17 protein-coding genes and 3 tRNA genes are annotated in these 22,526 nt (G+C 70.6%); 10 read left to right on the forward strand and 10 right to left on the reverse strand.

Features of this window, described 5'->3' with window-relative positions:
- The first annotated feature begins 252 nt into the window (after positions 1-252).
- Together KIP79_RS30350 and KIP79_RS30355 are read left to right on the forward strand one after the other, a co-directional pair.
- Complete coding sequence (locus tag KIP79_RS30350) at positions 253-996, forward strand: aggregation-promoting factor C-terminal-like domain-containing protein (RefSeq protein ID WP_214108376.1); 744 nt, start codon at positions 253-255, stop codon at positions 994-996.
- Positions 997-1,073: 77 nt separating this feature from the next.
- Positions 1,074-2,999 carry a glycosyltransferase family 2 protein gene (locus KIP79_RS30355; protein WP_214108377.1) on the forward strand — a complete coding sequence of 642 codons (1,926 nt, stop codon included), beginning with the start codon at positions 1,074-1,076 and terminating at the stop codon, positions 2,997-2,999.
- Positions 3,000-3,029: 30 nt separating this feature from the next.
- Here the strand turns inward: KIP79_RS30355 and KIP79_RS30360 are convergent, their stop codons facing one another.
- From KIP79_RS30360 to KIP79_RS30385, 6 genes are all read right to left on the reverse strand, one after another.
- Positions 3,030-3,674 carry an SDR family NAD(P)-dependent oxidoreductase gene (locus KIP79_RS30360; RefSeq protein ID WP_214108437.1) on the reverse strand — a complete coding sequence of 215 codons (645 nt, stop codon included), beginning with the start codon at positions 3,672-3,674 and terminating at the stop codon, positions 3,030-3,032.
- A 66-nt stretch (positions 3,675-3,740) separates the two neighbouring features.
- A complete protein-coding gene (locus KIP79_RS30365; RefSeq protein WP_214108378.1) occupies positions 3,741-5,129 on the reverse strand; it encodes a class II fumarate hydratase in 1,389 nt (462 codons plus the stop codon).
- Between the two features lie 60 nt (positions 5,130-5,189).
- On the reverse strand, positions 5,190-7,151 hold the full coding sequence (locus KIP79_RS30370; RefSeq protein WP_214108379.1) for a serine/threonine-protein kinase: 1,962 nt from the start codon (positions 7,149-7,151) through the stop codon (positions 5,190-5,192).
- Positions 7,152-7,206: 55 nt separating this feature from the next.
- Positions 7,207-8,412: a serine/threonine-protein kinase gene (locus KIP79_RS30375; protein WP_214108380.1), complete on the reverse strand. Its 1,206-nt coding sequence runs from the start codon at positions 8,410-8,412 to the stop codon at positions 7,207-7,209.
- A gap of 125 nt (positions 8,413-8,537) precedes the next feature.
- Positions 8,538-10,178, reverse strand: a complete 1,641-nt coding sequence (locus KIP79_RS30380) for a fumarate hydratase (protein ID WP_214108381.1) — start codon at positions 10,176-10,178, stop codon at positions 8,538-8,540.
- A gap of 50 nt (positions 10,179-10,228) precedes the next feature.
- A complete protein-coding gene (locus KIP79_RS30385) occupies positions 10,229-11,098 on the reverse strand; it encodes a DMT family transporter (RefSeq protein WP_250214085.1) in 870 nt (289 codons plus the stop codon).
- Positions 11,099-11,182: 84 nt separating this feature from the next.
- Here KIP79_RS30385 and pdxR point away from each other — a divergent pair, with 84 nt between their 5' ends.
- Positions 11,183-12,523, forward strand: a complete 1,341-nt coding sequence (gene pdxR / locus KIP79_RS30390) for a MocR-like pyridoxine biosynthesis transcription factor PdxR (protein ID WP_308169968.1) — start codon at positions 11,183-11,185, stop codon at positions 12,521-12,523.
- Here the strand turns inward: pdxR and KIP79_RS30395 are convergent.
- Complete coding sequence (locus KIP79_RS30395) at positions 12,514-13,752, reverse strand: MFS transporter (RefSeq protein WP_308169969.1); 1,239 nt, start codon at positions 13,750-13,752, stop codon at positions 12,514-12,516. The genes pdxR and KIP79_RS30395 overlap by 10 nt on opposite strands.
- Positions 13,753-14,127: 375 nt before the next feature.
- Between KIP79_RS30395 and KIP79_RS30400 the strand changes: the two genes are divergently transcribed.
- Positions 14,128-14,751 (forward strand): DUF1707 SHOCT-like domain-containing protein, encoded by a 624-nt coding sequence (locus tag KIP79_RS30400; RefSeq protein WP_308169970.1) that lies wholly within the window; start codon positions 14,128-14,130, stop codon positions 14,749-14,751.
- Between the two features lie 203 nt (positions 14,752-14,954).
- Here the strand turns inward: KIP79_RS30400 and KIP79_RS30405 are convergent, their stop codons facing one another.
- A complete protein-coding gene (locus KIP79_RS30405) occupies positions 14,955-16,934 on the reverse strand; it encodes a M3 family metallopeptidase (RefSeq protein WP_214108385.1) in 1,980 nt (659 codons plus the stop codon).
- Positions 16,935-17,070: 136 nt separating this feature from the next.
- Between KIP79_RS30405 and KIP79_RS30410 the strand changes: the two genes are divergently transcribed.
- From KIP79_RS30410 to KIP79_RS30430, 5 genes are all read left to right on the forward strand, one after another.
- Positions 17,071-17,142 (forward strand) — tRNA-Gln (locus tag KIP79_RS30410).
- Positions 17,143-17,212: 70 nt separating this feature from the next.
- A tRNA-Glu gene (locus tag KIP79_RS30415) sits at positions 17,213-17,288 on the forward strand.
- A 53-nt stretch (positions 17,289-17,341) separates the two neighbouring features.
- Positions 17,342-17,417: transfer RNA gene (locus KIP79_RS30420), tRNA-Glu, on the forward strand.
- A 175-nt stretch (positions 17,418-17,592) separates the two neighbouring features.
- Positions 17,593-17,841: a hypothetical protein gene (locus KIP79_RS30425; RefSeq protein WP_214108386.1), complete on the forward strand. Its 249-nt coding sequence runs from the start codon at positions 17,593-17,595 to the stop codon at positions 17,839-17,841.
- Between the two features lie 138 nt (positions 17,842-17,979).
- Complete coding sequence (locus KIP79_RS30430; RefSeq protein WP_250214086.1) at positions 17,980-18,480, forward strand: PaaI family thioesterase; 501 nt, start codon at positions 17,980-17,982, stop codon at positions 18,478-18,480.
- A gap of 3 nt (positions 18,481-18,483) precedes the next feature.
- Here the strand turns inward: KIP79_RS30430 and KIP79_RS30435 are convergent, their stop codons facing one another.
- Positions 18,484-20,190 (reverse strand): hypothetical protein, encoded by a 1,707-nt coding sequence (locus tag KIP79_RS30435; protein ID WP_214108387.1) that lies wholly within the window; start codon positions 20,188-20,190, stop codon positions 18,484-18,486.
- Between the two features lie 36 nt (positions 20,191-20,226).
- Positions 20,227-20,943: an IclR family transcriptional regulator gene (locus KIP79_RS30440; RefSeq protein WP_214108388.1), complete on the reverse strand. Its 717-nt coding sequence runs from the start codon at positions 20,941-20,943 to the stop codon at positions 20,227-20,229.
- Between the two features lie 141 nt (positions 20,944-21,084).
- Between KIP79_RS30440 and leuC the strand changes: the two genes are divergently transcribed.
- Positions 21,085-22,479 carry a 3-isopropylmalate dehydratase large subunit gene (leuC, locus tag KIP79_RS30445; RefSeq protein WP_214108389.1) on the forward strand — a complete coding sequence of 465 codons (1,395 nt, stop codon included), beginning with the start codon at positions 21,085-21,087 and terminating at the stop codon, positions 22,477-22,479.
- The last annotated feature ends 47 nt before the right edge of the window (positions 22,480-22,526 follow it).

A 22,526-nucleotide genomic window follows, 5' to 3' on the forward strand; every position in this document is an offset into this window, starting at 1 on the left:
GTAATTATGGGGCTCTGTATGTACTGAAAACGTGACATGAGGCGTACGAGATCCCAACGATCTCACGGAAGGCTGGCCCCAGGGGGGCCGTCCCTGCGGTTCGGGGCTCCGTAGGAGCGGCCCCCTTCGATGTGACAAAAATCACATTCCTCGAAAAGCCCCACGTAACGGACGCTTGGGTCAAGGGAATACCAACTCACTTTCACGTTTCGGTTGCGGACCACCCCCCTTACCACGGCAAGCTCATAGGTCGTGAGTAGTGGACAGCAGTTGCGGGACCGTTCGGCGCCGCCGCGCTCGCGTTCCCGGCGCGCCGCCTCCCGGCGCGCGGAACGCCCCGCCCCCGCGGCTCCGGCCCGCCCGAGCCGCCCGTCCCTGCTGACGCCCAAGCGCCTGGTCATCATGGCGGTGACGGTCGCGGTGGTCGCCGGGGGCACCACGTACCTGGTCAGGACCTCCATCGAGAACTCCCAGCGGCCGCAGGCGCTGATCGACCCCAGCGTGCTGGGCGGGGACCTGGACAACAGCGCCAAGATCGACGCGCTGAAGGCGTACGCCGCCGCCTCACTCCGGCAGGCGGAGATCGACGCCGAGCGGGACGGCCGCGCGGCGCTCGACCCGGCCGTCCAGCCCACCCAGGCGCCCGGTGGTGGCGGGTTCCCGCCCATCGACTTCCCGGTCGGCTCCAAGCCCGACCCCGGCAGCAACAAGGCCCTCGGCCAGCAGATGAACGCGGCCATGGGCTGGTCCGACGAGTGGGGCTGCCTGGAGAAACTCTGGGACAAGGAAAGCCACTGGAACGAGCGCGCGATGAACCGCTACAGCGGCGCGTACGGCATCCCGCAGTCCCTCCCCGGCAGCAAGATGGCCAGCGCGGGCAGCGACTGGCAGACCAATCCGGCCACCCAGATCAAGTGGGGACTCGGATATATCAAGGGCAGGTATGGCTCCCCGTGCGGAGCCTGGGGACACTCCCAGCGGGTGGGCTGGTATTAACGAAATCCGGGTCAGCGTTCCCTGATCCTTCGGCAAGGCGGAGCCGCCTGCCGGGATGAATCGCACACCCTTGCCACATGGGTGTGAAAGTCAGCGTGGTGGTTTCGGTGGCCGACCCCGGACCGGCGGACGACTCTTTCGACGCGTGCGTGCGCTCGGTGCTCGACCTGCCGCCGGACGAGTACGAAGTGATCTTCGCGGACGACCAGTCCACCGACGGGGCGGCCGAGCGGCTGGACGCGGTGGCCGCGGTCCGGGACAACATCCGGGTGCTGCACCTGGAGCGGAGCGGCTCGCCGCTCCCTGGCCGGAACCTGGCCCTGTCCACGGCGCGCGGCGCGTACGTCTTCTTCATGAACGCCCATGACCGGCTGGAGCCGGGCGCGCTGGCCAAGATGTACGACAAGGCGATGGAGACCGACGCCGACGTGCTGGTCGGCCGGCTGGCCTGGGGCGGCCCCCCGCTGGCCGTGTTCGCCCGCAGCCGCGACCGGGCCGACCTGCTCAGGGACCGGCTGCTCACCGTGCCCACCGCGCACAAGCTCTTCCGCCGCGACTTCCTGGACGACCGGCAGCTGCGCTTCGGGGAGCTGCCGCTCGCCGAGTACGCCTTCGTGCTCCGCGCGTACCTGGCCGCCAAGGTGGTCGCCATCCTGGCCGAACCGGTCTGCTGCCACGTCGCCTGGGTCGAGGAGGACCCCGACGATCCCCGGGCGCTGGTCTCCGGGCTCCGCGAGCTGATGGACATCGTGGACATCCGCACCGAGCCCGGCCAGCAGCGGGACCGCGTCCACGCCTACCTGTTCCGGGTGCTCGGGCTGCGGCGGCTCGGCGGGCAGCGCTACCTGGCCGCCTCGGGGGAGCACAGGAACGCCACGTTCACGCTGCTCAGGGAACTGGCCGTGGAGCGCTTCCCAGAGCGTCTGGACCGCTACCTGCCCGTCCATCTGCGGGCCCGCTCGGCGCTGCTGCGCGCGGGCCGGGCGGCCGAGCTGAACGAGCTGGCCCAGGAGTCGCGCGGCACCACGCTCCGGGCCGAGCTGCGGGACGTGCGCTGGGACTCCAGCGTGCTCACCCTCTCCCTCGCCGTCGAGATCGTCCGCGCCGACGGCACCCCGCTCACCTTCCGGTACGACGACGGCCGCCTGTACTGGATCCCGCCGATCAACCTGGACGGGCTGCTCCCCCCGGTCATGACCGAGGTGACCGAGGCGGCGGAGATCGCCCGCATGGAGGTCTACATCCGCAACCCCGACACGGGGGTGAGCTACTTCCTGCCGGTCACCAGCGAGGTGGACCAGAAGATCGACGACAACCGGGCGCGGCTGCGCGCGGTCGGCGTGGCCCGGCTGGACGTGGGCACGGCCGCGCTCGGGCACCCGGTGGATCCCGGCGTCTGGGAGGTGCACGTGCGCATGCGCGGGGCACATCCGGCCAGGACGCGGGTCGGCCGCCCGCCCTCGGGGCTCAACGTGGCCGGGGTGCTCGCGGAGTTCCCGCGCCGCCTGGTGGTGCCCTGCTGGTCGGAGCAGGGGGAGCTGAGCGTGTGCGTGGAGCCGCGGTCGTTCCCCGAGTCGATCGCGCTGGTGTCCACCGGGGTGTCGGTGGCGCGGCGGGACGGGCACGTGTACGTGGCGCTGCCGGTGCCGTACGTGCCGCCCAGCGGGGGGCCGGCGGTGGAGCTGCTGCTCAGGAAGAAGGGGCCCCGGGGGCGTACCGTCGCGGTGCCCGCGCTGGTGGAGCCAGGGGTGCCGGGCAAGCTGGCCGGGCAGCTGGTCGCGAAGGTGCAGTTCCGGCGGATCAGCGGGGAGGGCACGCTGGGACCGGGCGACTGGTGGCCCCGGCTGCGCATGGAGGACAAGGTGGTCGACCTGCGGTTCGGGCTGGAGATCGGCCGGGGCGGACAGGTCCGGCTGATCCCGGTCCTGCGCCGGCGGTCCTGGGTGCGGCGGGTGTTCCTGCGGATCTTCCGTGGGCGGAACAGTCCGTCCCGGTGGCGGTAGGTTCCGGCGGGCGCGTTCGCGTGGGCGCCGTCAGCGGGCGCACAGGTCGGCGACGGTCTCGGCCACGTGCTCGGGACGGGCGTGGCTGGGGGTGACGCAGGCCGCCGTCACTCCGTAGGGGGCGCCTTCCAGCGCCACCGCGGTGGTGAGGCTCTCCAGGGCGTGCCTGGCCGTGGCGTACGTCGCGGCGTGGGCGCGCCCGCCCGGGATGTCGGCGATCGTGATCACCCGTCCCCACCGCTGTTCCTTCATGTACGGCAGGGCGGCGCGCACCAGCTGGTATGGCGCTCCGACGAGCACCTTCAGAATCCTGGCGAACGCCTCCAGCGCTGCTTCTTCTTCGGGTTCCCCCAGAAACCCCGCACTGCTCACCACGACGTCCGGAAATATGCGGATTTCGTCGGGTGGTGAGGCGGCTGTCCATCCGGGTGTGACGGGACTTCTCGCGACCTGGTCCCGCAGCGCCCCCAGGAACCCCGGCTCGGACAGGTCCACCATCACCGGCGTCCCGCCCACCTCGGCCGCCACCTTCTCGACGGTCTCCCCGACCACGTCCACCACCACGACATGCGCGCCCGCCGCCGCCAGCCGCAGCGCGCACGCCCGCCCGATCCCGCTCCCCGCCCCCGTGACCAGGGCGACCCGCCCGGCCAGCACCCCGCCACCGCTCGTCATGGGCTCCACGATTGCCCCTCCCGCCGGGTACGCCCATGGCGGCCAGCGACATACTCCCGTATCGGGTCAGTCCGGTGGACGGGTCATCGAGCGCACGTCCAGCGCGGCGTCCAGCTGGGCTTCGGTGAAGGTGCCGTCTTTCAGGTGGCCCCGGTCGATGACGGCCTGGCGGATGGTCTTCCGCTCGGCCAGGGCCTCCTTGGCCACCCGGGCGGCCTCCTCGTAGCCGAGGTACTGGTTCAGCGGGGTGACGATGGCGGGGGAGGACTCGGCGTACTCGCGGAGGCGGTCGGTGTTGGCGGTGATGCCGGCGACGCAGCGGGTGGCCAGCAGCCGGGAGACGGCGGCGAGCAGGCGTACCGACTCCAGGACGTTGCGGGCGATCACGGGAAGCATGACGTTCAGCTCGAACGCCCCGGAGGCGCCCGCCAGGGTGACGGTGGTGTCGTTGCCGATCACCTGGGCGGCCACCATGGTCACCGCCTCCGGCACGACCGGGTTGACCTTGCCCGGCATGATCGAGGAACCGGGCTGGAGGTCCGGGAGGTTGATCTCGCCGAGCCCGGTCCGGGGGCCGGAGCCCATCCAACGCAGGTCGTTGGCGATCTTGTTGAGGGACACCGCGACGACCTTCAGCACGCCGGAGAGCTCCACCAGGCTGTCCTGCGCGCCCTGGGCCTCGAAGTGGTCGCCCGCCTCGGTGAAGGGCAGGCCCGTGGCCCGGGAGAGCTCGGCGATGACCTTGCCCGCCCAGGCGCGGTCGGGGGTGTTGACGCCGGTGCCCACCGCCGTGCCGCCCAGGGGCAGCTCGGCCACCCGGGGGAGCACGCCGTCCAGGCGCCTGATGCCGTGCCTGATCTGGGTGGTGTAGCCGCCGAACTCCTGGCCGAGGGTGACCGGGGTGGCGTCCATCAGATGGGTACGGCCGGCCTTGACCACGTCGGCGAATTCGGATGATTTGGCGGCCAGGGTGGTCGCCAGATGCTCCAGGGCGGGCTTGAGATCGTCTGTGACGGCCTGGACGGCTGCTATGTGGATCGCGGAAGGGAAGACGTCGTTGGACGACTGAGCGGCGTTGACGTGGTCGTTGGCGTGCACCGGGCGGCCCAGCCGCTCCTCGGCCAGGGTGGCGATCACCTCGTTGGCGTTCATGTTGGACGAGGTTCCCGACCCGGTCTGGAAGACGTCCACGGGGAACTCGCCGTCCCACCGGTTGCCGGCCACCTCCATGGCCGCCTCCCGGACGGCCTCGGCGAGATCCCGGTCCAGCAGGCCGTAGTCGGCGTTGACGGTCGCGGCGGCGGCCTTGATCAGGCCGAGCGCGGCGATGTGCGCCGGTTCCAGGCCGCGCCCGGAGACCGGGAAGTTCTCCACCGCGCGCTGGGTCTGCGCCCGCCATTTGGCCTCGTCCGGTACCCGGACTTCGCCCATGGAGTCATGCTCGATCCGTACCATGACTCCAGTCTGTACCCCGTGTTCCGAGGATCAGTGGGGGCGTCCGGGCCCTCGTCGCCGTTAGATCAAGCCGTCCGCGCCGCCCATCTTGAAGATCACGAAGACTGCCACGGCGGCCAGCGCCAGGACGACCAGGGCGATCACGATGATCAGCAGGGCGCGGTTGCCCTTCTTCTTCTCCTGCCTGGGCGGGCCGGGGCGCTGGCCCTGCATCGCGAACAGGTCGGTGCCCAGGCCGGAGGTCGGAGGGCCGCCGGGGACCTGGACCGCTCGGGTGACGCTGTCCACGTCCCCGTAGGGGCCCATCGGCGGCGTCTCGCCCTGTTGCGGCGGGTACGGCTGGTTGCCGTAGGGCGGCATGATCGGCGGGCCCGGCTGGTACTGCGCGGGCGGCTGCTGGGGGTAGGCCGGGTGCGGTCCGTGTCCGACCCGGGCCGTCGCCTCGGGATCGGCGGGCGGGAACCCCGGGTGACCGTGCTGGGCGGGGTGCCCTGGGTGACCTTGCTGGCCCGGGTATGGCGGCTGGCCCGGCTGGTTGGGGTCGGGGTAGTGGTGGGGCGGGGCGGGGAACTGTGCCGGGCCCGGCCCCGCGTAGTTGGGCTGGCCCGGGAAGTTGGGCTGGGCCGGGGCCGGGTAGGCCTGCGGGTTCTGGGGCGGCTGCTCAGGGGCGCCGACCACGCCGAACTGGCCCGGCTGGCCGCCGTGGCCGGGCATGCCGGGGTGATCCGGGTATCCCGGGTGCGGCGGCTGCTCTGGGGGCGCGAACTGGGGGTGGCCTGGCGCGGGGAAGTAGTTCGGCAGGTGGCCGACATCGACGGTCGGGGGACCCGGGTTGTTGGCCGGCTGCGGCGGGGCGGGAGGCGGGGTGGGGGGCGCGGCGGCCGGGGGTGCCTTGGGGATGCGAGGGGGCGCCGGGGTGGCGTCGCCGTCCGGCGGGAAGACCCGCTTGTCGGGCAGGCGGCCCTCGACGGTGGTGTCCTCGGAGGACTGGGTGGTGGCGCGCGGCTTGTGGACCTCGGGCGGCGGCGGGGGAATCTCGGCGGCGGTCTCGGGCAGGAGCGCGCCGGAGGAACCCCTCATTATGATCATCGTACTGTCGGATTCGTCGTGCGCCGCGGGGGGCGGCGGAGCGACGGGAGCAGGGGGCGGCGGAGCGGCAGGAGGAGGCGGCGCCGCGGGGGCGGGCTCGCCGGGCAGCCGGACCGAGGTGGGCGTGTCGGCGATCGTGCGGAACATGACGGCGGCGCGCTCGGCCGGCAGCCGGGTCCGGTAGTCCTTCTCCAGGAGCCCTTCCAGGACCGGGCGGAGCGGCCCGGCATGGGTGGGCGGGTCGCAGTTCTCGGTCATCAGCGCGGTCAGCGTCTCGGCGACCGTGCGCCGCTCGTACGCGGGACGGCCCTCGACCGCGAAGTACAGGGTCGCGCCCAGCGCCCACAGGTCCGACTCCGGCCCGGCGTAGTCGCCCCTGGCGCGTTCCGGGGCCGTGTAACCGGGCGAGCCGATCACCATGCCGGTCTGCGTCAACGCCGTGTCGCCGAGTGACTTGGCGATGCCGAAGTCGGTCAGCACCACCCGCCCGTTCTCGGTGATCAGCACATTGCTGGGCTTCACGTCCCGGTGCAGGATGCCCTGGCCGTGCGCGGCCCGCAGTGCCCCGAGCAGGTCGTGTCCGATCTCGGCCACCAGGCGGAGCGGCAGCGGCCCCTCCTCCTCGATCACCTGCTCCAGCGAGCGCCCCTCGACCAGCTCCATGATGATCCAGGGCGCGCCCTCGAACTCGATGGCGTCGTAGATGGTGGCCACCGAGGGGTGCCGCACCCGCGCCGCCGTACGGCCTTCGCGGATCATGCGTTCCCGCAGTTCGTGGCGTTGCTCGGCGGTCAGGACCGGGTCTTGCCTGATCTCCTTGACCGCGACGTCGCGGCCCAGCGAACGATCGACGGCACGCCAGACGGTGCCCATGGTGCCGCGACCGAGGGGCGTGATCAGCTCGTAGCGCTCAGCGAGCAGCCTGCTCTGCATGACTAGAAGATAGCGAGAGTTCCTTGACCCTCGCTTTCCGGTCACTTACCAATTTTCACCGACGAAACCGGCGCGGCCAGAAACGACGAGGAAGCACCATCCGGATGAAGTTCTCCAACTGCCGGACGAAAGGGCGTTGGGCCACCTCGAACTCCGCCGGTTTGCGGTGCACGCCTTCGGCGGGACGCCTGCGCTGGGCCGGCACGGCCGCGATGTCGCCCGTGTCGTGCGGTTCGCGGGGGTAGACCGGCGGGGCCGGTTCTGGCCGGCGCGGCGGGACCGGCCGGGGGATCGGACGCGGGTCGGCCCGGTGCTGTCCTCGGTGCGGCGCCTTGCGGGCCGGCGGGGGGAAGGCCTGTGGCGACCCCTTGCGGGCCGGTGGCGGGAAGGCCGGCGGCGACGGCCGGGGCGCCCGGTGTGGCGCGATGGGTTCCTCGGCGCTGCCCCCGGCGGCCACCCGGGCCAGCATCAGCGCGGCCCGCACCGCGTCCAGACGCGCCGCCGGGTCGATCTGGAGCAGCCCGCGCAGCACCGGCGCCAGCGGCCCGGCCCGTTCCATCGGGATCGGCGCGCCGCTGGTCAGCGCGGCCAGCGCGGCGGCGGCCGTACGGCGGCCGTGCAGGCCACGGCCCTCGACGGCGGTGTACAGGGTCGCGCCGAGCGACCACAGGTCGGCGGCCGGGCTGGCCTTGTCGCCCAGCACCCGCTCGGGCGCGATGTACCCGGCCGAGCCCAGCACGATGCCGGCCTGGGTGATCGAGACGTCGCCCTCCAGGGCGGCCAGACCGAAGTCGGTCAGCACCGCCCGGTCCTCGGTGACCAGCACGTTGCTGGGCTTCACGTCCCGGTGCAGGATGCCCTTGGCGTGCACGGCGCGCAGCGCGCCGAGCACCTGGCGGCCGATCTCGGCCACCCGCTGCGGATCCTGCGGGCCGGCGTTCTTGACCAGGTCCTCCAGGGACTCGGCCTTGAGCAGCTCCATCACGATCCACGGCCGGTCGTCCTCGGTGATGACGTCGAAGACGGTGATCACCGAGGGGTGGGCCACCATCGCGGTGGCCCGGCCCTCGCGCTCGGTCCTGGCGCAGAGTTCGGCGCGGAGTTCCTCGTCCAGTACCAGCGGGAGCCGCACCTCCTTGACCGCGACATCACGGTCAAGGAGCTCATCGCGCGCACGCCAGACAGTCCCCATGCCGCCGCGCCCCACCGGCTGGAGTAGCCGGTAACGCGCAGCTAACTGGTATCCGGACGGCGCGCGCATGGGTGGCAGCTTACCCATTTCGGTACAGGTGCCTGTAGGCACCGGGCCGATTAGTTGTCGAGATCTTCTGTCAAATGTGGTCAGGACGGCCGTTTGGTGAACGGGAGGTTTCCTGGGACGCAGGGTCAGCGGCGGCCGATGGTGAGCACGGGGCCGGTGGTGTCCTGGAAGAAATCCTCGCCCTTGTCGTCCACCACGATGAAGGCGGGGAAGTCCACGACCTCGATCTTCCAGACCGCCTCCATGCCCAGCTCCGGGTACTCCAGCACCTCCACCTTCTTGATGCAGTCCTGGGCCAGCCGGGCCGCCGGGCCGCCGATGGAGCCCAGGTAGAAGCCCCCGTACTTCTGGCACGCCTCGGTGACCTGCCGGGAGCGGTTGCCCTTGGCGAGCATGACCAGGGAGCCGCCGGCCGCCTGGAAGCGTTCGACGTAGGAGTCCATGCGGCCGGCCGTGGTGGGGCCGAAGGAGCCGGAGGCGTACCCTTCGGGGGTCTTGGCGGGCCCGGCGTAGTAGACCGCGTGGTCCTTCAGGTAGGCGGGCATCTCGCCGCCGGCGTCCAGCAGCTCGGCGATCTTGGCGTGCGCGATGTCCCGCGCCACCACGAGCGGGCCTGTCAAGCTGAGTCGGGTCTTAACGGGATATTGGGTCAGCTCCGCCAGAATTTCGGACATCGGACGGTTCAGGTCGATGCTCACCACATCGCCGCCGAGGTGCTCGTCGGTGGTGTCCGGGAGGAACCTGGCCGGGTCGGTCTCCAGCTGCTCCAGGAACACGCCCTCGGGGGTGATCTTCGCCAGCGCCTGGCGGTCGGCCGAGCAGGACACCGCGATGGCCACCGGGCAGGACGCGCCGTGCCGGGGCAGCCGGATCACCCGGACGTCGTGGCAGAAGTACTTGCCGCCGAACTGGGCGCCGATGCCCAGCTTCTGGGTGAGCTCGAAGACCTTCTTCTCCAGTTCCAGGTCGCGGAAGCCGTGCCCGGCGGGGGAGCCCTCGGTGGGCAGCTCGTCCAGGTAGCGGGCGCTGGCGTACTTGGCCGTCTTCAGCGCGAACTCGGCGCTGGTGCCGCCCACCACGACCGCCAGATGGTACGGCGGGCAGGCGGCGGTGCCGAGCGAGCGGATCTTCTCCTCCAGGAACTGGAGCATGCGCTTCTCGTTCAGGACCGCCTTGGTCTCCTGGTAGAGGAAGGACTTGTTGGCCGAGCCGCCGCCCTTGGCCATGAACAGGAGCTTGTAGGTGTCGTCGCCCTCCGCGTACAGCTCGATCTGGGCGGGGAGGTTGTTGCCGGTGTTCTTCTCCTCCCACATGGTGAGCGGGGCCATCTGGGAGTAGCGCAGGTTGAGCTTGGTGTAGGCGTCGTAGACGCCGCGCGAGATGTGCTCGGCGTCCCGGCCGTCGGTGAGCACGTGCCGGCCGCGCTTGCCCATCACGATCGCGGTGCCGGTGTCCTGGCACATGGGCAGCACGCCGCCGGCCGAGATGGAGGCGTTCTTGAGCAGGTCGAGCGCGACGAAGCGGTCGTTGCCGCTGGCCTCGGGGTCATCGATGATCTTGCGGAGCTGGGCCAGGTGGGAGGCGCGGAGGTAGTGCGAGATGTCGTGCACGGCCGTCTCGGTGAGCAGGCGGAGCGCTTCCGGGTCGACTTCCAGGAACCGGCGGCCTGCCGCTTCGACCACGCGCACCCCCTCGGTGGTGAGCAGCCGGTACTCCGTCTGATCCGGGCCCAGGGGGAGCAGGTCGGTGTAGTCGAACTCGGGCATCGTCGTTGATCCTCCGTGCGGGGTTGACGCTGCCCCAAACTGTACGACCCCTACTCCGGGCGCAGTCCCAGCAGGATGCCCGCGATCACGATGGCGGCCCCGGCCAGGTCGGCGACGGTGGGAGCCCCAAGGCCGAGGAGGACGCCCGTGGTGATGGCGCCTATGGGGATCATCCCGGCGAACAGGCCCGCCTTTCCGGGGCCGAGGCGGGGCAGGGCGCTGTACCAGAGGAAGAACGCGACCGTGGTGACGATCAGCGCGAGGTAACCGAGTCCTAGCGCTTCGGCGAGGGTCGGCACCCGGAGCATCGCGGTCCCGTCCGTGACGAGGCCGATCAGGAGCAGCATCGGCACCGCCAGGGTGACCGAGTACGCGGAGACCTTCATCGCGCCCAGCCTCGGCAGCAGGGGCAGCGCCAGGAGGGAGAAGCAGACCTCGCAGGCGAGCGCGCCGGCGGCCCAGGCCAGGCCGGGCAGGTTGCCCGAACCCAGGCCGGTGGCGAGCGTGGCGCCCGTCACGACCACGGCGGCGGCCAGCAGGATCCTGCGGTTCAGGGCTCTCGCGCACAGGGCCAGGGCCAGGGGCACGGTGCCGAGCACGGTGCCGACCAGGGCGGGGCCGGCGTGCCTGGCCGACTCGATCACGCACACGTTGAACAGGACCAGGCCGGTGAGGGCGAGCAACGCCAGCTGTCCGACGTCCCGCGCCGACAGGGGTGCGGGTGGATTCGAGGTCAGCCGGACCGCCAGGAGCAGGGCCACCGCGGCCAGCGCGTACCGGACGGCCTGGCCGCCGTACAACGGATAGTCCTGGATCAGATCGGACACGGCCGCCAGGGTGCCGACGAGGAACATCGCCGTGGTGGCCATGGGGGCCGCTCTGGTGTCCAAGCTGGGGGTTGTCTTGAAATCTGTGGTCATGGCGGACGATGCTAGGGAGCCAATGGTTCCCTGAAGTAGTCCAATCAGTCCCTGTGAAAGTGGGCCAATTTGGCCGATCTGCATGTGACGATAAATCGCGAAGAGGGTGGGATCGCCGGGCAGATCGCCCGGGATCTTCGGGAGGCCGTGCGTTCCGGGCGGCTGGCTTCCGCGACCCGGCTTCCGGCCAGCCGGGAGCTGGCGAGGGATCTCGGGGTCTCGCGGGGCGCGGTGGTCGAGGCGTACGAGCAGCTGGTGGCGGAAGGGTTCCTGGAATCACGGGTCGGGGCGGGGACTCGGGTGGCTCTGATCGCGCCGGTCGGATCGCGGTCCCGGGACGCCCGGTCGCTGCCGGAATCGCTGGATGGATATCGGCCGACATCTCCGGATCTGGGGGCGTTTCCGCGGCGGGCGTGGCTGGCCGCGTTGCGGCAGGTTCTCGCGACGTTGCCCAATGACGCGCTGGACTACGGCGATCCCGGCGGGGTCCGGGAGCTCCGGGTCGAGCTGGCCGCCTACCTGCGGCGGGTGCGGGCGGCGGATGTCGTGCCCGAGGACATCGTGATCGTCACCGGGGTCGCGCAGGGGCTGAGCCTCTCCGTACACGTGCTGGCCAAGGCCAAGGGGCGGCCGATCAGGCTGGCTACCGAGGCTCCCACCAGCACCCGCCAGGAGCCGCTGCTCAGGCGGGCCGGAGCCGAGCTCGCCGGTGTTCCGGTCGACGCCGAAGGCATCGACGTGGGGGCGCTCGCCCGTACCGGCGCGGACGCCGTGCTGCTCACCCCGGCACACCACTACCCGACCGGGGTGGTGCTCTCGCCGCGCCGCCGCGCCGAACTGGTCGCCTGGGCCGCGGCCACGGGAGCCGTCATCCTGGAGGACGACTACGACGCCGAGTTCCGTTTCGACCGGGATCCCGTCGGGTGCCTTCAGGGCCTCGCCCCCGGGCGGGTGGTCTTCACGGGCAGTGTCAGCAAGGCGCTCGCCCCCGGCATGCGCCTCGGCTGGCTGGCCGCCCCGCCCGCGCTGGCCGCCGCTGTACGGCGGGCGCGTGCCGAACTCGATCTCGGCTCCCCGGTGCTCGATCAGTACACGCTGGCGTACTTCATCCGATCCGGCGGGTATGACCGCCACCTGCGCCGGATGCGCCGCGAGTACCGGGTCCGCCGGGACGCTCTGGTCACCGCTCTGGCGGAGCATTTCCCTGATGTACGGGTTCAGGGGATCTCGGCGGGACTGCACCTCTATGCCGAGGTGGACGGGGATCCGGCCGCGTTCGCCGGGCAGGCCCAGGCGTACGGCCTGGCCGCCGAATCCGCTGGTCAGGGCGTCGCCATCGGCTTCGCCTGTCTTTCGGAACACCGGATCGCCGGCGCCGTTCGCGCCATGGCGGGGGTCAAGGGTGATCCGGCGGGTCAGGGGTGATCGGTGGTCGCGGGAGCGGGGGTTCTCGGTGCGAAACCCCTGGCCAGGATGACGATCGCGGCGACCAGGACCAAGGGGGCGGCGAACGCGATCCGGAAGTCGGTCGCGTCCGCGATACCGCCGACCAGGGCCGCGCCGACGATGAAGCCGACGTAGTTGAACATGTTGACCCGGGCGATGGCGACCCCCGTGCCCTTCGGATCCAGGCGTCCGGCCGCCGAGAACGACTGGGGGGCGATCACTGACAGGCCCACTCCGGTGAGGGCGAATCCGGCGATGGCCAGCGCCTCGTTCGGCGCGGCCACGATGGCCAGGAAACCGAGCGTGGCCACCGCCGCCCCGGTGCGTACGATCACGGCGGGGCCGAACCTGTGTACCGCGAAGTCGCCACCCACTCGGACCAGGAAGGTCGTCGCCTGGTACGCGCCCAGCGCCCACGGCACCAGCCATGCCTCCGCGTTCATCACCTCGTCGAAGTAGACCGAGCCGAAGTTGGAGATGGCGGCGTCGCCGACGTACAGGAAGGCCATGGCCAGGCAGAGCGGGAGAATCGGCCCCCAGGGGAAACCCGCGCCGCTCGCGGCGGCTCCCATGGGCGCTACGTTCCCCTCGGTCGCTACGTGCTCCCCGGTTGCTACGTGCTCCCCGGTTGTCACGTGCTCCTCGGCTGGCGTGCACAGCCAGTGCGAGGCGCTCAGTGAGATCGCGACGCCGACGGTCATCGCCACGGTGAAGGCCGGTCCGATGGCCCACCCGGCGTCGGCCGCCCACGAGGCCCAGGCCGCGCCGATCACCGCCGCCGCGCTCCACAACGCGTGGAAACCCGTCATCACCGGGCGCGCGTACCGGCGTTCCACCGTGCTGCCCTGCATGTTCATTCCGGCGTCCACGCCGCCCAGGCCGAGGCCGAACAGCACCAGTGTGCCGATCAGCAGGGGAACGTCCGGGGCGAACCCGGTCAGCACGACCGCCAGGCAGGTCAGGGGCTGCGTGCCGCGTAACACCCGGCGGCTGCCGTACCTGGCGGCCAGGGAACCCGCGAGCACGCTACCGGCACCCGCGATGACCGGGACCACGAGCAGCAGCAGGGTCAGCTCACCCTCGCCCAGTCCGTGTTTGTTCTGCAACGCGGCCACCTGGGTGAGCAGGGTGGCGAAGGTCAGCCCTTGGACGAAGAAGACCGCGAAGGTGGCAAGACGTGTCTGCCGGTCACGGGGGGTGGGGGCCACGGTCCCTCCGAGGACGAACATGAGCAGCGTTCAGAATTCCGTCAGGCTAGGCGCGACGCGGGTACCGGTCAATGGGCCGATGGCCACGGGCTGTGGTTGGTTGTCCCGGGCTTGATGTCCGACTGCGATTGGTTGTGCCGGACTGGTGGTGGGGTCCGGCTGTAGTTGGTTGTTCCGGCTCTGAGGTCTGGCTGTGATTGGTTGTGCCGGACCTGGTGGCCCGACTGTGGTCGGTTGTCCTGGGCTTGGGCGGGTCCCGCTGCTATTGGTTGTGCTGGACTCGGTGGTCCGGCTGCTATTGGGGTCGTGCCGGGCCTGGCGATCCGGCTGTGATTGGTCGTACCGGACCTGGCAGCCCGGGCATACCCTCGAAGCGTGAGCACCGATTTTCGTGACTGGATCGCCGCCTGGGTGGCGCCCCGGGACACCAGCGGACCCCGGCCCGAGGAGTTGCGCGCCTCCAACGCCGACCGGGAACGGGTGGTGGCCGCGCTCACCGACGCCGTCTCGGACGGGCGGCTCACGCCGATGGAACACGAGGAACGCATCGAGGCCGCCTACCGCGCGCAGACCCTGGGCGAGCTGGCCGCGCTCACCACCGACCTGCTCCCTCCCGAGCACCAGCCCTTCCTGATGCACGAACGGCCAGTGATGGCGCTGTTCCGCACGGAGAACCGCGGCGGACGCTGGGTGGTCCCCGAGAAGATCCCGGTTACCTCGCTGGTCGGGAACGTCAACATCGACCTGCGGGAGGCCCTGCTCCAGTCCCGCCGCGTCACCGTGCAACTCGCGGTCATGGCGGGCACGGTCACCCTGCTCGTCCCCCATGGCGTACGGGTGGTGCTCGCCCCCGACGCCCGCGTCCGCTCATTCAAGGACGAAACCAGCCCCGCCACCACCCCCGACGCCCCGGTCATCGAACTGGCCGGCTTCAGCTACGGCGGCCGCGTAATAGCCCGCTGCCCCAAACCACCCAAACGCCCATTCTTTCGACGCTAACTGGGGAGAGTCCCCGGCAACTAACTTCCGGGGGAACCCCCCTTCAGGAGAAGGCCCTCCTGCGCGCCCATGGGTGGCCACCGTCCCGGCGGAGCCGGGTCCGGACCCGAAGGGTCGAAAGGGTGGGTGGGTGGGAACCCCACGGTAATCGGGCTACAAGCATGCGGACGGCCTGAGCCTCTTGGGGAGGGGCTCAGGCCGGGTTAGCGGAGGCCGCGGCGTTCGAGGAGGGGGTCGATTCGGGGGTCGCGGCCGCGGAAGGTGTGGAAGGCGGTCATGGGGTCGATGCTGCCGCCCTTGGAGAGGAGTTCCCTGCGGAAGCGGTCGCCGTTTTTGCGGAGGAGGCCGCCGTTTTCGGTGAACCATTCGACGGTGTCGGCGTCCAGGACTTCGCTCCAGATGTAGGAGTAGTAGCCGGCGCTGTAGCCGCTTGACCAGATGTGGGCGAAATAGGTGCTGCGGTAGCGGGGTGGGACGGCGGGGAGGTCCACGCCCGCCCGCTGGAGGGCCTCGGCCTCGAAGGACTCGGCGTCGCCGCCCTGGTAGTCGGTGTGCCAGGCCCAGTCGAGCAGGGTCGCCGCCAGGTACTCCACCGTGGCGAAGCCCTGGTTGAACTTCTCGGCCTCCAGCATGCGGTCAACCAGCTCACGCGGCATCGGCTCACCGGTCTCATGGTGCCGGGCGTAGTTGGCCAGAATCTCCGGGTGGGTCGCCCACATCTCGTTGACCTGAGAGGGGTACTCGACGAAGTCACGCGGCACCGAGGTCCCGGAGAACCGCGGATGACGCACGTCGGAGAAGAGCGCGTGCAGCGCGTGCCCGAACTCGTGGAACATGGTGTTGACCTCGTCGAACGTCATCAGAGTCGGCTCACCCCTGACGATGTTGAGGTTGTTCACCACAACCGGCCGGGTCCCCTCCAACGCCGACTGCTTGACCAGGCTGTTCATCCAGGCCCCCCCACGCTTGGAGGCCCGCGCGTAGAAGTCCCCGAGAAACAGCCCAAGCGGCGACCCGTCCTCGTTGAACACCTCGAAGACCCGCACATCGGGGTGGTACCCCACCAGATCGGGCCGCTCCTCGAAACGCAGCCCGTAGAGCCGCTGAGCGGCGTAGAAGACCCCGTCCTTGAGCACCCGCTCCAGCGCGAAGTAGGGCCGCATCAGACCGCTGTCGATGGCGTACCGCGCCTTGCGCACGCGCTCGGCGTAGAACGCCCAGTCCCACGCCTCGACCGGGAAACCGGCCTCGGCCTCCAGCGCCTCCTGCTCCCGGCGGGCGTTGGCCACCGCGGGCGTGACCAGCTTGTCGAGCATCCCGGTGACGGCCCCCGTGGTGCCCGCGGTCTGGTCGGCCAGCACGTACTCCGCGTGGTCGCGGTACCCGAGCAGCCGGGCCCGCTCCCGGCGGAGCGACGCGATCCTGGTGATCAGCTCGGCGTTGTCCGCGCCCCGCCCGGCGGAGGCCCGATGGACCCTCTCCCGCAGCGCCCGATTGGTCAGCGCGCTGAGCACCGGCTGCCCGGTGGGCAGCACCAGGGTGATCAGGTACTTCCCGTCGTGCCCGCGCGCGGTGGCGGTCTCCCGCAGTCCCTCGATCGCGTCAGGGGTGAGCCCGTCCAGCTCGGCGGGATCCTCCACCAGCACGGCCCGCGCGTTGGTGTCGGCCAGCAGGTTCTGCTGGAACATGGTGCCCAGCGCGGAGAGCTCCGCGTTGATCTCCCGCAGCCGGGCCTGCTGGGCCGCGTCCAGCTCGGCGCCGGCCCGGATGAAGTCGGTACGGTACCGGGCCAGCAGCCACGCCTCGGCCGGGTCGTCGGTCTCGATCGCCTGGAGCCGGGCGAACAGCTCCGCGTTCAGGTGCACCGTGTCGCTGTGCTTGGCCAGTTTGGGCGTGATGTCCTGCTGGATGGCCTGAACGCCCGGGGTGCTGTCGGAGCTGGTCTGGTTGAAGAACACGGTCGACACCCGCTCCAGCAGCTGACCCGACCGCTCCAGCGCCTCCACCGTGTTGGCGAAGGTGGGCGGCTCCGGGTTGGCCGCGATGGCCGCCACCTCGGCCAGGTGCTCGGCCATGCCCTGCTCGAACGCTGGCACATAGTGCTCTTCGCGGATCTCCTGGAAAGGAGGCAGCCGGTAGGGCAGGGAGCTGGGGGACAGGAACGGGTTGTCGGCCTGCGTCATCGCTGGCGGCTCCTCACGGTCATCGGGTGCGTACAGCCTCGCACACGCCGTGCCCGGCAATCGTTTTGGTAGTGGGTCCGTTGCTGGGCTATTCTTTCGGAGTCCGCACGCGAGCCTCGAGGGGCGAGCGAGCTGATGGGGTATGGTGTAATTGGCAGCACGACTGATTCTGGTTCAGTTAGTCTAGGTTCGAGTCCTGGTACCCCAGCTGCACTTTCGGTCAATGGGAAGTTGTTCCAGACATGCGCTGGGTTGACTGCCAAATTGACTCTGTGTATGGTCCCGTCGTCTAGTGGCCTAGGACGCCGCCCTCTCAAGGCGGTAACGGCGGTTCGAATCCGCTCGGGACTACCAACCTCTCCGAGGGGTTGACGCAAGGACGCAGGACTTGCGAGAAAACACAGCTTGGCTCCGTCGTCTAGTGGCCTAGGACGCCGCCCTCTCAAGGCGGTAGCGCCGGTTCGAATCCGGTCGGGGCTACCAAGCAACCGCGTCTCCACCCGGAGGCGCGGTTTTTGTTTCCGCTGAGCCATTGACTAGCGACTTGACTTTTTGTTATGTTTTGATCGTTTGGGGTCTTGTGTCACCCCGGAAGCCTCGACGCGATCATCATTCGCGGGGAACAGGCAAACCTCTCTAGAGAACTTTGCGCAAGCGAATGAAAGCTTGCAAAGCCAACGCCGAGCTGCTCGGACGCCCGGCGCTCGCCGACCACGGCAACGGGATCATCGCCGTGGGGGAGGCTGAGGTGCTCCAGCCCGGCCAGGCGCCGGACTTCACCCTGGACGGCCTCACCTGGCTCACCCAGCCCTTCTGTCGCCGCACGGGAACACCTGGCCGAGGCGGCCCGCCTGGCCCCGCACGACGTCGCGGTACGCCGGAGCCTGATGCCCCTGAACGGAGTTGACCCGTTCGGCGAGGAGTACTTCAAGCTCCGCGCGGAACTGGAGGCCGAGGGCGTCCCCCTCTACCGCCCGCTCCCGGACTGGTCCTGACCGCCGGCGGGATTTGCCTTCCCCGACTCCTGGGTTCGAAAATCAGACCCATGACGACGACGATGAACTCGCGCACCCACACCTTCGCCCCGCCTGGCGTGCTGCCCGCCGACTTCGCCGAGTTGAGCGGTCTGGACTTCCTCCAGGCCATGCTGGACGGCAAGATTCCGGCCCCGCCCATCGCGAGCACCCTGGACTTCACCCTGCTGAGCGTGGCCGAGGGCGTCGCCGTCTTCGAGGGCCAGACCGGGGAGCACCAGTACAACCCGCTCGGCAGCATCCACGGCGGCTACCTGGCCACCCTGCTCGACTCAGCGCTCGGCTGCGCGGTGATGACCACCCTGCCGCCGGGCCAGGGCTACACCACCATCCAGTTGAACGTGAACATGATCCGCCCGGCTTTCGCGCACACCGGACCGCTGCGCTGCGAGGGCCGCACCCTGCACGCGGGACGCACGGTGGCCACGGCGGAAGCGAAGGTGGTGGGCACGCGCGACGGCAAGCTCTACGCGCACGGGACCACCACCTGCGCGATCTTCCCGCTGAAGTAGCGGTTAACGACCCCCGCCCGACCGGGCCTTGAACAGCGCCCGTTTGGCGGCCTTGCCCACCTGCTTGTCCGGGTGGGCCTCGCCGATCGCCTCCAGCAACTCCTCCAGATGCGGGTGGCGGACCTTCCAGATCACGTCCAGCAGGCCGATCAGGTCGGTGGCGGGGCCGATGTCCTCCAGGCTGCTGACGAACTCCGGCCGCCCCAGGCCGGCCGAGATCGTCCACATGTCCAGGATCAGCCAGTGGGTGTCGGCCTGGGTGGGCTCGGGAGCCTCCTCCACGTCCAGCTGGGTGAGGTGGGTCGCCGCGTACGGCCGGAGCGAGGGCTCCTCGAGCGCCTCCAGCCAGGCCGGCACGGCCACCTCGCCGAGCGAGCCCACCATGCTGGCAGCCTGCACCCGGACCAGCGCGTCCGCCGGGTCCTCCACGGCGGCGGCCAGCAGCTCGTGGGCGGCCTTGGCGGGCTCGCGCAGCCGCATCCAGGCCGCGAACTCGGCGTCGGCCTCCTCCTCGGACAGGTCGGCGCTGGTGGAGAGCAGGTCGTGCGCGGTCATCGCGTCGATCGCGGGGCGCGCGTCCACCTCGATGTCGGCGTCGTCCACCAGGTGCACCACGCCCTCCACGCCGAGCGGGGTGAGCGCGACCTGGCCTTCCTCGGTGATCTCGATCATCCCGTACCCACCGAGCCAGGCGAGCGCGGGGGCGAGCGGGTCGCCGGCCGCCTCCCAGGCGTCGGCGCCGAGGTCGTCGTACTCGGCGACCGACTCGGTCAGCTCGGCGCGGAGTTCGGCCAGCGGGCGCTGCAGACCGCCGACCAGCGTCCGGACCAGCAGTTCCCGGGTGAGCCCGGACAGGGCCAGGGTGAGGTCGTCGTCTTCCAGCTCGGGGTCGCCGTAGTCGATGGAGTGCAGGCCCTGCATCCAGACGTCCAGCACGTCCTCGTCGTCCTCGAACGGCCAGGCCTCGGTGTCGGAGTCGACGCTGACCGTGTCATCCCCGTCGGGGGTGAGGAACTCCAGGTCGATGGCGAGGTTCCAGAGGTTCCACAGGTGCTGCGGCTCGGTCAGCGAGAGGGCGGCCAGCGCCTCCCGCACCTCCTCGTCGGTGAGCAGCGTCTCCGCGCCCACCTGGCGCTTGGTGCCCACCCAGACCGCCAGGTCGCGGGCCTGCGTGATGAGCGGCACCGCGCGGGCCAGCGCGGCCAGCTCGCCGTCGGGGCGGAGCCGGATGGTGGGCAGTTCGGCGATCTCGTCGGCGAACGGCTCGAAGTCGCCGAGGCTCTCCTCCTCCTCGAGCTCCTCGTCCTCGTCCTCGTCCCAGTCCCGCTCGGCGATGGTGTCCTCCATCTTGTCGACGAAGTCGTCCTCCAGCTCGTCGAGCTCGGCGAGCAGCGCGTCCAGCGAGTCGGAGCCCTTGCTGAAGCGCCCGGTCTCGGCGAGGAAGGTCAGGTACGCGCGGATCGCCGGGACCATGCCGTCGGCCGCCTCGTCCGGATCCTCCACCACCTGCGGCATGCGCTCCAGCAGCACGGTGCGCAGATCGCCGCGCTTCCAGAGCCCCACGTCGTCGCGCGCGGCCAGCCGGTGCCACAGCGCCGCCGGGCCCACCAGATCCGGGTCGCTGCCCGGCGCGTGGGACGGCGCCCAGAGAATGAACTCCTGGAGCAGGGGACGCAGTTCTGCCGCGGCCGCCTCGATGCGATCTGTCACCCCGCCAGCCTAGGGCTAACAGGGCACGCACTCTAATCAGTTAGCCCGGCGCATCGCTTCGGTGATACGTTCCGCCGCCGAGACGACGGGGGCGGCGTGCAGCCGCCCCGGGGTCCGGCTGAGACGTTCGATGGGGCCGGAGACCGAGACGGCCGCGATGACCTTGCCGCCGGCGCCCCGGATCGGCGCGGAGACGCTGGCCACCCCCTGCTCCCGCTCCCCGACGCTGTGCGCCCAGCCCCGGCGGCGCACGCTGGCCAGCGTGGCGGCGGTGAACTTGGCGCCGCGCAGGCCGCGGTGCAGCCGGTCGGGCTCCTCCCAGGCGAGCAGAATCTGCGCGGCCGAGCCGGCCACCATGGGCAACGCGGAGCCGACCGGGACCGTGTCACGCAGGCCGCTGGAGCGTTCTGCGGCGGCCACGCAGACCCGCTCGTCGCCCTGGCGCCGGTAGAGTTGGGCACTCTCCCCGGTCTGGTCGCGCAGCTGGGTGAGCACCGGGCCGGCCACCGCGAGGAGCCGGTCCTCCCCGGCGGCGGTGGACAGTTCGGACAGGCGCGGGCCGAGGATGAAACGGCCCTGGGTGTCCCGCGACACGATGCGGTGGTGTTCCAGGGCCACGGCGAGGCGGTGCGCCGTGGGCCTGGCCAATCCGGTGGCCTGCACCAACTGGGCCAGCGAAGCCGGGCCGGCTTCCAGGGCGTTGAGCACGAGAACCGCCTTGTCGAGTACCCCGACTCCGCTAGAGTTGTCCATACCCCGATACTGCCGTCTCGCTATCCGAGATGCAAACCCGATAACCGGCAAGCAGCCGGTAGAGTTCCATATCCCGATATTTCCGTCTCATCATAAGAGATGATCACTCGGGGGAGAAGACGCAAGGAGGCGTTGGAAACCATGGGTCGCACACTGGCCGAGAAAGTCTGGGAACAGCACGTCGTACGGCGCGCGGAGGGCGAACCCGACCTGCTCTTCATCGACCTGCACCTCATCCACGAGGTGACCAGCCCGCAGGCGTTCGACGGCCTGCGCATGGCGGACCGGAAGGTCCGGCGACCCGACCTCACCATCGCCACCGAGGACCACAACGTGCCGACCGTGCTCGGCCCGATCAGCGACCCGGTCTCCCGGACCCAGGTGGAGACGCTCCGCAAGAACGCCGCCGAGTTCGGCGTCCGGCTCCACCCGATGGGCGACGCCGGACAGGGCGTGGTGCACATCATCGGCCCGCAGTTCGGGCTCACCCAGCCAGGCATGACCATCGTCTGCGGCGACTCGCACACCTCCACCCACGGCGCCTTCGGGGCCATCGCCTTCGGCATCGGCACCTCCGAGGTGGAGCACGTGCTGGCCACCCAGACCCTCCCGGCCTACCGGCCCAAGACCATGGCCATCGAGGTCAAGGGCGCCCTGCCGTACGGGGTGACGGCCAAGGACCTGATCCTGGCGATCATCGCCAAGATCGGGACCGGCGGCGGGCAGGGCCACATCGTGGAGTACCGCGGTGAGGCGATCAGGAACCTGTCGATGGAGGGCCGCATGACGGTCTGCAACATGTCCATCGAGGCGGGCGCCCGGGCCGGTCTGATCGCTCCCGACGAGACCACCTTCGCCTACCTCAAGGGCCGCCCGCACGCGCCCACGGGGGCCGACTGGGACCAGGCGCTGGCCTACTGGCAGACGCTGAGGACCGACGACGACGCCGTGTTCGACAAGGTGGTGGAGATCGACGCCGCGACGCTGACGCCGTTCGTCACCTGGGGGACCAACCCGGGGCAGGGGGCGCCGCTGGGCAGCGCCGTACCGGCGCCTGAGGAGTTCGCCGACCCGACCGAGCGGGCGGCGGCCGAGCGTGCGCTGGAGTACATGGGCCTCACCGCCGGCACCCCGCTCAGCGAGGTCGCGGTGGACACCGTCTTCGTCGGGTCCTGCACCAACGGGCGGCTGGAGGACCTGCGCGCCGCCGCCGACATCCTGCGGGGGCGTACGGTCAAGACCAGGACGCTGATCGTGCCCGGGTCCATGCTGGTCAAGCTGGAGGCCGAGAAGGAGGGCCTGCACGAGGTGTTCAAGGCGGCCGGGGCCGAGTGGCGGGAGGCCGGGTGCTCCATGTGCCTGGGCATGAACCCCGACACGCTGGCACCGGGGGAGCGCAGCGCCTCCACCTCCAACCGCAACTTCGAGGGCCGGCAGGGCAAGGGCGGCCGGACCCATCTGGTGTCCCCGCAGGTCGCCGCCGCGACCGCCGTCACCGGCAAACTGACCGCCCCCGCCGACCTCGCCAATCAATGAAAAATGCGCTCCCTAAACGAAATGTCCGTTTCAAAAATGTTTGGCCA

It is taken from the genome of Acrocarpospora catenulata, assembly GCF_018476525.1.
In the GTDB taxonomy this organism is placed as follows: domain Bacteria; phylum Actinomycetota; class Actinomycetes; order Streptosporangiales; family Streptosporangiaceae; genus Acrocarpospora; species Acrocarpospora catenulata.